This window comes from Flavobacterium sp. MMS24-S5, from assembly GCF_050320125.1.
Classification (GTDB): domain Bacteria; phylum Bacteroidota; class Bacteroidia; order Flavobacteriales; family Flavobacteriaceae; genus Flavobacterium; species Flavobacterium tyrosinilyticum.
On sequence record NZ_CP190016.1, the window covers coordinates 3,585,811 to 3,597,454 of the forward strand.

Sequence of the window (11,644 nt, forward strand, 5' to 3'; positions counted from 1 at the left end):
GTAGTTCGGTTTACTGCGCCTTCATTAAAAGTATATGAAAATAAATAAATATAATAGTCTGGTTTTTGCAGTGTTATTCGGATTCGGATTAACTGGGCAGGCACAATCAAAACAATGGACTTTGGAAGAGTGTGTGAGATATGCACTCGAAAATAATATCACAATCAAACAATCGGAATTGGATTTAAAGAATGCTGCTATTGATAAAAAAGCAGCATTAGGAAATTATCTTCCATCGGTAAACGGAAATGCTTCTCATTCTTGGAATATCGGTTTGAACCAGGATGTTACAACGGGTATTTTACGTAATCAAACTACACAATATTCTTCTCTTGGTTTGAGTGCTGGTGTAGATATTTACAAAGGTCTGCAGAATCAAAATACGATGAGAAAAGCGAAATTAACAATCATTTCTTCGCAATATCAGCTTTTAAAAATGCAAGAAGATATTTCTCTGAATGTGGCAAGCGCATTTTTGCAGATTTTATCTAATAAAGAAGATTTGAAAGTTAAAAAAGAGCAGTTAACAATCGACGAGAAAAGATATGCGCGTTCTGAAGAAATGGTAAATGCGGGAACTATTCCTCGTGGAGATTTGTTCGATTTGAAAGCTACTGTTGCAACAGATAAACAAAACATTGCAGTTTCTGAAAACAATTTATTGATTTCTAAATTGAGTTTGGCTCAGCTTTTACAATTAAAAGAGTTTGCAGATTTTGATGTAGTTGACGATACGAATGTAGCAGATGAAAACAATATTCTAGCTCAGAGTCCAATTGAAATTTACAATAGAGCTAAGGAAACTAGAACAGAGTTAAAGTTAGCACAGACTAATCTTGAAATTGCAGAGAAAAATGTTGCTATTGCAAAAGGAGCTTTTCAGCCAACTTTAAGTGCTTTCTACAATTTTAATACAAGAGCAAGTTACAGTGATGTAATAAGAGGAACAACGCCAAATACAGCCAATCCTACTTCACAGATTGGATATGTTGAAGGAACAAATCAGGCAGTTCTTCAGGATAACTACACACCTGTTCTAGGTAAAGCAGATCCAATATTTGACCAGTTTAATGATAACAAAGGGCAATCTTTTGGATTTCAGCTTTCCGTTCCTATCTTTAATGGTTTCTCAGTAAGAAATAATGTAGAACGTAATAAAGTAAGTTTAGAAAAATCTAAAATAGATTTAGAGCAAAAAAGTTTAGATTTGCAACGTAACGTGTATACCGCTTTTACAGATGCAAGAGGAGCTCTAAATACATATGAATCTTCTACTGTAACTTTAGAGGCAAGACAGCAGGCTTACAATTATGCAAAAGAAAAATATGATGTTGGTTTAATGAATTCATTTGATTTCACTCAAGCTCAAACATTATTGACTAATGCGCAGTCGGATGTTATCAGAACAAAATACGATTACATGTTTAAAATTAAAATATTAGAGTTTTATTTCGGAATTCCAATTGTTCCAATTATTACAAAATAATTCATTATGTCAAAAAAAACTGTTTATTTCTTATTAGGTGGTGCAATAGTTATTATTGCAGCTTTGGTCGGTCTTTCTAAGGCTGGAGTAATAGGAAATAAGGACGAAGGAAAAGAAGTAGAAATTGCAAATGTAACTGCTTCAACAATTGTTGAAACTGTTTCGGCAACAGGTAAAATTCAGCCTGAAATTGAAGTTAAAATTGCTTCGATGGTGTCAGGCGAGATTATCTCATTAAATGTAAAAGAAGGGCAAGTGGTTAAAAAAGGAGATTTATTAGTAAAAATAAATCCCGATTTATATACCTCTGGACTAGAAAGATCTGTTGCAAATTTAGCTGGAACAAAAGCAAGTCTAACTCAGTCTGACGCAAGTTTTAAAGAGGCAAAAGCAAATTATGAGCGTAATAAAATATTGTATGATAAAGGTGTAATCTCAAAATCAGATTGGGATAAAGCTATTTCTACTTTTGAAGTGGCCAAAGCAACAAAACAAAGCGCTTATTACAATGTTCAAAGTGCTTCGGCATCTGTTACTGAAGCTCGAGATAATTTAGGACGTACCACAATTTATTCTCCTGCAGATGGAACCATTTCGGTATTAAATGTAGAATTGGGAGAAAGAGTTTTAGGAACACAGCAAATGGCCGGAACGGAGCTTTTGCGTGTGGCAAACCTAAACAATATGGAGGTTGAAGTAGATGTGAATGAAAATGACATTGTAAAAATTAAAATTGGAGATGAAGCAAATGTTGAAGTTGATGCTTATTTAAAAAAGAAATTTAAGGGCGTTGTAACCAGTATTTCTAATTCTGCAAGCACAACATTAACTTCAGATCAGGTAACGAATTTTAAAGTTAAAGTTCGTATTCTGAAAGATTCTTATCAAGATTTGTTAGAAGGAAAACCAAGTACATATTCTCCTTTTAGACCAGGAATGACTGCTACTGTAGATATTATTACAACAACAAAAAACAATGTTTTGGCAGTGCCAATTAGTTCTGTTGTCGTAAAGTCGGATACTACTGCTGTAAAAGATTTTAAGGTTGAAGATCCAAATGAAGATAAAAAAGCAGCTCCAAAAAACGATAAAAAATTCGAATGTGTTTTTGTGAAAGTTGGAGATAAGGCCAAGATTAGAGTTATTAAAACTGGAATTCAGGATGATACTAATATTGAAGTAATGTCTGGTCTTAAACCTGGGGATGTCGTAATTACAGGGCCTTACACAACAGTTTCTAAAGATCTTAATTCTGGAGACAAGGTAAAGCTTAAGAAAGCTGAAGCTCCAAAAAAATAACAATATAAGCATATTGTCAGGCTGAGCGAATTCGAAGTTGCAACTTCGCACAGCCTGACATCAATAATTAATTTTTAAAACTACATATTTTGTCTTTTATTCTCAATATCGAAACGGCTACTAAAAATTGTTCTGTATCTATTGCAAAAGATGGTGAAACAATTGTTTGCAATGAATTGGCAGATGAAGGCTATTCGCATGCCGAAAAACTTCATGTTTTTATTGAAGAAGTAATAGCAAAAGCAGGCATTTCGGCAAAGGATTTAAATGCTGTTGCGGTTAGTCAAGGTCAGGATCTTACACAGGTTTAAGAATTGGGGTTTCAGCAGCAAAAGGGTTGTGTTATGCTTTAAATATTCCGTTAATTGCTGTCGACACTTTACATGCTCTAGCTTCTCAGGCTGGAGTTACAGACGGAAAAATTATACCGATGTTAGATGCGCGCCGTATGGAAGTTTACAGCGCTATTTTTAATTCAGATTTGACAGTCGAAAGGGCTATCCAAGCTGAAATTATTGACGAAAATTCATTTCAAGAATATACAGAGAAACTTTATTTTGTTGGCGATTGTGCTGATAAATGTAAATCTGTTTTGACTAAAGACAATTTTGTGTTTTTAGAAGACATAAAATATCCTTCAGCGAAAGCCATGAGTAAAATCAGTTTTGATAAGTATCAAAAAAGCGACACTGTAGATGTCGCTTATTTTGAACCTTATTATTTAAAAGATTTTATGATTGCTCCTCCAAAGAAACAGTAATATTTATTTTTGTATAGTGTAGGGTTGAACCGATATTCCGGCTTCGTCTAATGCTATTTTACAGTTTTCTAATGTTTCAGAAAAAACGGCTCCATAATTGGCATTTTTAGCCCAAGGGCGAACTGCAAAATCCACCGAACTTGCAGATAAATTTTTCACAAAGACTTCTGGAGCAGGGTTTTTAAGAACCTTTGGGTTTTTAAGCAAGACATCTAAGAGAATTTCTTTTGCCTTTTTAATATCAGAGTCGTAGGAAACTGAAAATGTCAAGTCGGCTTTTCTTTCTCCCTTCATGGAATAATTAATAATATTTCCGTTAGACAAAGCACCATTGGGAACAAAAACAGTCTGATTGTTTCCAGTAATCATTTTTGTTACAAAAATTTGAATTTCTTCAACCGTAGCAACAATGCCTTGTGCTTCTATCGTATCTCCAACTTTAAATGGTTTAAAAACAATAATAAGCATTCCGCCAGCAAAATTAGAAAGTGATCCTTGTAATGATAAGCCAACCGCAAGTCCCATTGCTCCTAAAATGGCAACAAATGAAGAAGTTTCAATTCCTAATTTAGAAATAAAGGTTACAAATAATAAAATTCTTAAAGCCCATAATAAAATGTCAGCTAAGAATTTTGTTAAGGTTGGATTGAGATTTCGCTGAATCATTATTTTTCTAATAATTCGATTAATCAATCTGATGGCATATAAACCAACAAATAAGATTAAAAATGCAGAAATCAGTTTTGGTGAATAATCGACTAAAATATCAATAAATCGAGCAACGTATTTACTGACTTGTTCTGGGCTAATGTTCATGATTTTCAAATAAAAAAACCTTCTCAAAAGAGAAGGTATATTAGTAGTGCAAATATAAAAATATTTACATTATCAGAAAAGTATGTTTAGGCCTTGTCGGCTGCTTCATCGGCGATTTCTTCTACTTCTGCAGCCGATTTTTCGCTTACATCAACAACGGTTTCAGAAATAGTTTCTGGCTTCTCGCTAACTACTGCAGAAGCTGTTTTTTCTTTAACAGAATCGACTACATCATTTACTACTTTAGCGGCTTTATCGGCATATTCGCTTACGGTATCTTTTGCTTTTTCAGCATACTCGGCTGCGTTGTCAATAATAGGTTCCGAAACTTCTTTTACTTTTTCAATTGCTTCTTCTGCAAAAGCTTCCGCTTTCTCGATATATGGCGCAGCAGCTTCTTTTGCTTGTTCAAAAGTACTTTCGGCATTATTTGCCAATTCAGTTACAGACTCTTTGGTTGAGCCAAATAGATTTTTAAAAAATGAAGATAATCCCATGGTTGTTAATTAATTGGTTAAGATTACAATATTAATTAATTTTATAGAATTACTCGTTTTTTAAATGGTAAATAATTGGTAACTAGTGGTTAATAATAAAAAAAGCGCCTCAATGAGACGCTTTTGAATAATAATTTAGTCAAACTATGCATTTGATGCCTCTACTTTTATAGCGTCATCATTCAGCATGCTTTTCAGCATATTTTCGATACCGCTTTTTAAAGTAAATGTAGATGAAGGGCAACCGCTGCAAGCGCCTTGCAATAGTACTTTTACTGTTTTGTCATCTTCATTATAAGATTCAAAAGCAATGTTTCCACCATCAGCGGCTACAGCTGGTTTTACATACTCTTCTAAGATATTGATGATCTGCTGTGAAGTAACATCCAATTTATCAAAAGCTTCATCTTTTGTTGCTTCATTTTTGACTTTAGTTTCGATTAAACTTTCGTCTAAAACCGTTCCTCCATTTTCAATAAATTGTTTAATGAAAGTTCTTAATTCTAAAGTGATTTCATCCCAATTATTGATTTCATATTTGGTTACCGAAATATAATTTTCGTCAATAAAAATTTCTTTCACATAAGGAAATTTAAATAATTCCTGAGCTAATGGAGAAGAAGCAGTCTGGTCAATATTTTTATATTCTACAGCATTGCGAGTTAACATTCTGCTTACAACAAATTTTAATGCAGAAGGGTTTGGAGTTGTTTCTCCGTAAACTGTAATAGGCTGTTTTTTTGCTTTTGTTTCGTCGATTTTAATGATAACGCCACCTTTGTCTACAAAAGCACTAATTTGCTCTGCAACCGCGTCTTTTACATCATCCCAATCTACAATGCTATATCTTTCGATAGCGATAAAATTTCCTGAGATATAAACTGTTTTAACAAACGGTAAATAGAATAATTGCTGTGCTAGAGGAGAAGCTTGCGCCTCATCAATATTTTTGAATTCAAAGTTTTGATTTTGAGTAATGAAATCATCAAATTCGAACTTTAAAATAGTTGGATTTTGAGTTTCTTTTATAGTGATTTTAGTCATGGTAATATATTTTTTGCAAATTTACTAAAGTTATTTTCTACTAATGGCTATATTTGATTTTTTAATGAAATAATTAAGACTCTTTTCAAATAAATCGTGTTAAATTGCAAGAGTGAAAATTATATGAAAACAAAATTGTCTTTATGGAATTTAAAATCAAGGTTTTATTAATTTTTCTTATTACTACTTTTTATTCCTACTCTCAAGAGGGACTACCTGTTTATTCGGATTATTTGTCTGATAATTATTACTTAATTCACCCTTCTATGGCTGGCGCGGCTAACTGTGCCAAAATAAGATTAACGGCCAGAAAGCAATGGTTTGGAGAAGAAGATGCTCCATCTTTACAGACTCTAAGTTTTAACGGAAGAGTTGGAGAACGTTCTGGAGCTGGTATAATTCTTTTTAATGATAAAAACGGATATCATTCTCAAAAAGGTGTGAAATTGACTTACGCGCACCATATTATGTTTTCAAGAGATGAATTAGATTTGAATCAGTTGTCTTTTGGAATTAGCGGAGGTTTAATACAAAGCCAATTGGACGAAACTAAATTTGGCGGAACTTTTGATCCAATTGTTTTTGGGTCAATTCAGAAAGATTCTTATTTCAATCTTGACGTTGGAGCGTCTTATAATTATTTAGATTTCTATGCACACGCAACAGTTCAAGGATTGTTAGAAACTAGAAGAGAATTATATACTGATTATGAATCGGATAATCTTAGAAAGTTTTTATTGAGCGCTGGTTATGTATTTGGAAAAAATAGCAGTTGGACTTGGGAGCCTTCTTTTCTTTTTCAGCTATTTGATCAGACAAAAGCAAAAACGCTTGATTTGAATATGAAAGCCTACAAAAACATGGATTTTGGAAGTCTATGGGCGGCTTTATCTTATAGAAGAGGTTTTGATGGTGCGCAATATATTTCGGGAACTGGAGTGTCGTCTCAAAAATTACAATACTTTACACCGATTGTTGGAGTTAATTTCAAGAACTTTATGTTTGCTTACACCTATACTCAGTTAATGGGAGATGTTAAGTTTGATACAGGCGGTTTTCATCAAATTACTTTAGGAGTTAATTTATTCTGCAGAAAAGCACGTTACGACTGTAATTGTCCTGCGGTTAACTAAAATTATTATTATGCTTATTAAATCTGTAAACGGAAAATCACCTCTTATTCCAGAGGACTGTTATGTTGCCGAAAACGCGACTATTGTGGGAGATGTTACTTTTGGAGAATCTTGTAGCGTTTGGTTTAATGCTGTTGTGAGGGGAGATGTTCATTTCATTAAAATCGGAAACAAGGTTAACATTCAGGATGGTGCCATAATTCACTGTACATATCAAAAACACCCAACCATTATAGGAAATAACGTTTCAATTGGACATAACGCAATTGTGCATGGCTGTACTATTCTTGATAATGTTTTAATCGGAATGGGAGCAATTGTAATGGATAACTGTGTAGTAGAAAGCAATGCTATTGTTGCTGCTGGGGCTGTTGTAACTCAGAATACCGTTGTAACCTCTGGAAGTATTTATGCTGGAGTTCCTGCCAAAAAAGTAAAAGACATCGATCAATCTGATTTTGCAGGCGAAATAGGACGTATTTCAAACAATTATGTGATGTATTCTAGTTGGTTTAAAGAAGAAAAATAAAAATAATAAAATCCCAAAATAGAAATTCCAAATTCCAAAAAGATCAGATCCTTGGAATTTGGAATTTTTTATTATTGGAATTTCAGAAATTTATAGATTGATTTTTTCGAAGAAAGTATTTTTATAGCTTTCGCTGATTGGAATTCTTTTATCGCTTATTAAAACCTTGTTTTTCTGAATCGATTTTACATGTTTGATATTGATGATATACGATCTATGAATTCTGGCAAAACCTTTGCTTGAAAGTAGATTTTCAAGTTTGATCAAACTAATTAATGTCAGTGTAAATTTATTATCTGTTGTATAAATTTTGACATAATCTTTTAAGCCTTCAATAAAAAGAATATCAGCAAAATTTAATTTTACATTTTCATATTCAGCCCTAACAAACATAAAATCCTGCTCAATTTCGGGTGCATTATTGTTTTCTGCAATTGCAGTATTGGCTACAGGTTGCAAGACTTGTTGTGCTCTTACGACTGCTTTCAAAAATCGATGAAACGGAATTGGCTTCACTAAATAATCCACAGCGCCCAAATTAAAACCTTCTACAGCATAATCAGAATAAGCAGTTGTAAAAATAACAAGAGGTTTTTTTTCAATTGTATTTAAAAAATCAATTCCAGAAAAATGAGGCATCTGGATGTCTAGAAAAACCAAATCAATATTATTCTGGTTGATAAATGAAACAGCATCAATAGCATTATTGAAAGTGCTTACCAGCTCTAGAGCCTCTACTTTTTTGACAAAATCCTGCAATAAGTCTACAGCTAAAGGTTCGTCATCAATAATTACACATTTCATCTTTTCGGCATTAATTTGTTAAAGTTTATTTCGCAGTCAAAAGTAGTTTGAAACCAGTAAATTAAGTTTTAAAATTTTCATAAAATACTGGTTTTTACAAATCAAAATTATGCGTTAACAGTTATAGTTTTAGTCAATGTGAAGCCATCTGTCAAATTACCACTTATTGTAGCTAGCTCGTCGGATAAGCTATCAGCAAAAACATTGTCTTTTGTATTTGCAGTATCTGCTTGCCCATGTGCGGCATAATTGGTACTTGAATATACTTCACTTGAAATGGTTTCAGGAAAAGCAATCTGCGTTACCAATAAAGAAGTTCCTGTGCTCGATAGAACTTCTACATGCACATGTGGCGCTCTTCCTTGGTACCAACCAGGATAAATTGAAATAAAAGAAACTTCTCCGCTAGCATTAGAAGTTTGTCTGCCTCTAAGGAAATGAACAGAAGTATAATCTGTCTGCTGCATTTGCGTGCCGCCATATTCGGAATAATTTCCGTCTTTGTCGCAATGCCAAACATCTACTAAAGCTCCCGAAAGAGGTTCGCAATTGTTGCTTTTATTTTCGATTTTTAAATTAATCAATAGCGCAATTCCAACACGATCAGATTTGATGTTTTCTAAAACCAGCTGACTTGGCGTTTTGATAGGGAATGGACACTTTTGTTTCTGAAGGAGAAACTGTACAGCTTCCGTCTCCAGAATTGCTTGTGTCAGTTTCGTCATTGTCACTTTTAGAACAAGATTCTAAAAATTTTGAAGCTGTTGCCAATGATGCAATGCCCAAAATACCATTTCGGATAAATTTCTTTCTGTCCATAATCAGTTTTGTTTAATGTATCGCAGTTTTAATTTCGTCCAACTTTAAATTCAAATGAACTCGGTAATATTCATTATCCTGAGTAATGGTTAGTTCGTGTGCGTTAGGATATAAGAGATCAAGACGGCTTTGAATATTTACCAATCCGATTCCTGAGTTTTCAGGATCTTTTACGTAATTCTCAATGGTGTTTTCAATCCAGAAATCCAGATTATGATCTGTAATTAGAATCTTAATTTTTACATGAGCCGCGCCTTTATAATCTGTTCCATACTTAAAGGCATTTTCGACAAAAGAAATCAGTAACAAAGGCTCAATAAATTTATTTTTAGTATCGCCATGTACGTTTATAACAATGTCTTCGATATTATTTAATCGCAGCTTTTGCAACTCGATATAATTCTGGATATAATTGACTTCTTTTTCTAAAGCCACCGTTTTATTATCTGTCTCATACAGCATGTAGCGCATAAGTTCAGACAAAGTCACGATGGCATCAGGGACCAAATCAGATTTTTTGTGTGCCAAAGAATAAATACTGTTTAAAGAATTGAATAAAAAATGCGGATTGGTTTGTTTACGCAGATAAATCAATTCTGTATTTGTTCTATGTGTTTCGGCAATCAGTTTATTTTGTTGATTATTATAAAATTCAGTTAATGTTCTAATAATTGCTGAAATGGTAATGATCAGGATGTAGAAAAATGAAGGAGCAATCTTAAAAAAAAACGGCTGTCTCATTTCTACTCTGTGGTGCATTCTGCCGTCTCTCGGAAAAAAATGGGGGTCACGAATAACGGTCTTAGCATACATTGCATTTTCAGGTCTTAAATGTCTAAATTCAGGAACAAAATAATTAAATCTTATTACCATAAATAGTACAATCAGGCCAATAGCAAATATACCATACAGCCAATATTTTTTTTGCAACAGATAATTGGGAACCAAATAAAAATAGTTCAGATAAAACAATAAAATTCCAGAAAACCATTGGGCGTAAAAATCGCTGTCGAGTTTAAATGGACTTTCGTAAAATTGAATCAAAGAAGTTAAAATAAAGAAAATCCATATCATAGAATGGAATAATATTTTGTTATAGCCTGTATTTTTAATGGTATCGATCTGCATTTACAATTTTATTTTTAATAAAATTAATTCATTTTTAGTTACCGTTGGAGATAAGTTTTGTTGGAGCTTCTGCTTAACAAGATCTGCAACTTTTAGAGCATCTGTTTCTGTTTCAAAACTTTTAGTGTCGCTTATTACGGGAATAACAGACTGTTTAATTAAAATTTTTTCCTTGTAGGCAATGGTGTATCCCCAACCGGAGTTTGTTTTAAAAGAAGCTGTTGTTAAGGTTTCTTTTTTCGCACAAGCGATGAAGAATAGAATAGCAAAAACTACAAAACTCTTCTGGATGTTACTCCAGAAGAATTGTTTAATATTAATTATCATCGTCGCTTTGTTCGTCTAATGGGCTAAATTCCCAAGCATCATCAAAATAAGTAGAACCAACTCTTCCTAACATATAGAACCCACGGTTGTTGATGGCAAAACCAACAGCATCTGTTCTTGTAGCGCCTTCCATTGGAGTTCTTTCTGTCCATAAATCAGTTGATGGATTGTACTCCCAAACTGTTTTTATGTTTTCACCACCTATAATGTATCCTAATCCATTCATAGAAAAGCTTGAAGCATTAGAACGTACAATAGCATAATCATCATTGTAGCTGTAATCGTCATCTGTATCTTTGTCAACGTCTCTTTTTCTGGTCCAGACATCTGTTGCTGGATCAAATTCCCAGAAATCCTCCTGGTAAACTCCATTATTTACACCAGTAACTAAATATGCTTTGTCTGCAATTGTAAAGACCGTTGCATTTCGTCTTTTGTTACCGCTAAAACCGTTTACCAGAGTCCACGTATTTGCCTGATCATCGTACTGATAGAAATCTTTCAAATAGTTTCCGTCGTAACCTGTTCCAAAATAGGCTTTACCGCCAACTTGAAAACCTACGGCGGCATAACGCGCTGTTCCTGCAAAATCTGTTTTTTGTGTCCAGCTATTTGCAGAAGGATCATATTGGTAAAAGTCTTTCAGTTTGTTCGTTCCATCATAACCAAGACCAACATAACCTTTTTCATTTAATGCAAAACTAGACGCAGAACTTCTTCCTACGCCTCCAAAATCTGCTTTTTGCTCCCAGTAATCTCCGTTTGAGTTATAAACCCATAAATCTTTTAAATAAACATCGCCAGTATAGCCACCAACTACATAAGCATAATCTCCGATAACGAAACTTGTTGCACTAGATCTTGCAGGACCGTCAAAAGCTGATTTTTTAATCCAGTTACCCATCAAATCATCATCATCATTATCATTGCTGCAGCTTATCAAAAAGAGGCTTGAAAAAAGCGCGGTGAATAAAATTCCTTTTTTTAGATTAATCATAGTGT

The 11,644-nt window shown here is 33.5% G+C and carries 13 protein-coding genes and 1 pseudogene; 5 read left to right on the plus strand and 9 right to left on the minus strand.

Features of this window, described 5'->3' with window-relative positions; genetic code table 11:
* The first annotated feature begins 34 nt into the window (after positions 1-34).
* The 3 genes and pseudogenes from ACPWTF_RS16465 to tsaB all read left to right on the plus strand — a co-directional run bounded on the left by ACPWTF_RS16465 (position 35) and on the right by tsaB (position 3,545).
* Positions 35-1,486, plus strand: coding sequence for a TolC family protein (locus tag ACPWTF_RS16465; RefSeq protein WP_427872186.1), 1,452 nt, complete (start codon positions 35-37; stop codon positions 1,484-1,486).
* A gap of 6 nt (positions 1,487-1,492) precedes the next feature.
* Positions 1,493-2,785 carry an efflux RND transporter periplasmic adaptor subunit gene (locus tag ACPWTF_RS16470; RefSeq protein WP_427872187.1) on the plus strand — a complete coding sequence of 431 codons (1,293 nt, stop codon included), beginning with the start codon at positions 1,493-1,495 and terminating at the stop codon, positions 2,783-2,785.
* Positions 2,786-2,874: 89 nt separating this feature from the next.
* Positions 2,875-3,545 (plus strand): annotated as a pseudogene (gene tsaB, locus ACPWTF_RS16475) (tRNA (adenosine(37)-N6)-threonylcarbamoyltransferase complex dimerization subunit type 1 TsaB).
* A 3-nt stretch (positions 3,546-3,548) separates the two neighbouring features.
* On the opposite strand, the gene ACPWTF_RS16480 reads toward tsaB, so the two are convergent.
* The 3 genes from ACPWTF_RS16480 to ACPWTF_RS16490 all read right to left on the minus strand — a co-directional run bounded on the left by ACPWTF_RS16480 (position 3,549) and on the right by ACPWTF_RS16490 (position 5,902).
* The gene (locus ACPWTF_RS16480; protein ID WP_427872188.1) at positions 3,549-4,361 is read right to left on the minus strand and encodes a mechanosensitive ion channel family protein; all 813 of its coding nucleotides are present in this window, start codon (positions 4,359-4,361) and stop codon (positions 3,549-3,551) included.
* A gap of 86 nt (positions 4,362-4,447) precedes the next feature.
* The gene (locus ACPWTF_RS16485) at positions 4,448-4,858 is read right to left on the minus strand and encodes a YtxH domain-containing protein (protein ID WP_427872189.1); all 411 of its coding nucleotides are present in this window, start codon (positions 4,856-4,858) and stop codon (positions 4,448-4,450) included.
* A gap of 144 nt (positions 4,859-5,002) precedes the next feature.
* Entirely contained in the window at positions 5,003-5,902 is a 900-nt protein-coding gene (locus tag ACPWTF_RS16490; RefSeq protein WP_250834113.1) for a NifU family protein, read from the minus strand.
* A gap of 143 nt (positions 5,903-6,045) precedes the next feature.
* Between ACPWTF_RS16490 and ACPWTF_RS16495 the strand changes: the two genes are divergently transcribed.
* Complete coding sequence (locus tag ACPWTF_RS16495; RefSeq protein WP_095927893.1) at positions 6,046-7,035, plus strand: PorP/SprF family type IX secretion system membrane protein; 990 nt, start codon at positions 6,046-6,048, stop codon at positions 7,033-7,035.
* A 10-nt stretch (positions 7,036-7,045) separates the two neighbouring features.
* Complete coding sequence (locus ACPWTF_RS16500) at positions 7,046-7,564, plus strand: gamma carbonic anhydrase family protein (protein WP_427872190.1); 519 nt, start codon at positions 7,046-7,048, stop codon at positions 7,562-7,564.
* A 90-nt stretch (positions 7,565-7,654) separates the two neighbouring features.
* Here ACPWTF_RS16500 and ACPWTF_RS16505 read toward each other — a convergent pair whose 3' ends face one another.
* The 6 genes from ACPWTF_RS16505 to ACPWTF_RS16530 all read right to left on the minus strand — a co-directional run bounded on the left by ACPWTF_RS16505 (position 7,655) and on the right by ACPWTF_RS16530 (position 11,639).
* Complete coding sequence (locus tag ACPWTF_RS16505; RefSeq protein ID WP_427872191.1) at positions 7,655-8,368, minus strand: LytR/AlgR family response regulator transcription factor; 714 nt, start codon at positions 8,366-8,368, stop codon at positions 7,655-7,657.
* Between the two features lie 107 nt (positions 8,369-8,475).
* Positions 8,476-8,952, minus strand: coding sequence for a protocatechuate 3,4-dioxygenase (locus ACPWTF_RS16510; protein ID WP_427872192.1), 477 nt, complete (start codon positions 8,950-8,952; stop codon positions 8,476-8,478).
* Between the two features lie 19 nt (positions 8,953-8,971).
* Positions 8,972-9,187 (minus strand): hypothetical protein, encoded by a 216-nt coding sequence (locus tag ACPWTF_RS16515; protein ID WP_427872193.1) that lies wholly within the window; start codon positions 9,185-9,187, stop codon positions 8,972-8,974.
* A gap of 12 nt (positions 9,188-9,199) precedes the next feature.
* On the minus strand, positions 9,200-10,315 hold the full coding sequence (locus ACPWTF_RS16520) for a sensor histidine kinase (protein ID WP_427872194.1): 1,116 nt from the start codon (positions 10,313-10,315) through the stop codon (positions 9,200-9,202).
* Entirely contained in the window at positions 10,316-10,642 is a 327-nt protein-coding gene (locus tag ACPWTF_RS16525; protein WP_427872195.1) for a DUF4907 domain-containing protein, read from the minus strand.
* Entirely contained in the window at positions 10,632-11,639 is a 1,008-nt protein-coding gene (locus tag ACPWTF_RS16530) for a Kelch repeat-containing protein (protein ID WP_095927887.1), read from the minus strand. The genes ACPWTF_RS16525 and ACPWTF_RS16530 overlap by 11 nt, the downstream gene beginning before the upstream one ends.
* Positions 11,640-11,644: the final 5 nt, after the last annotated feature.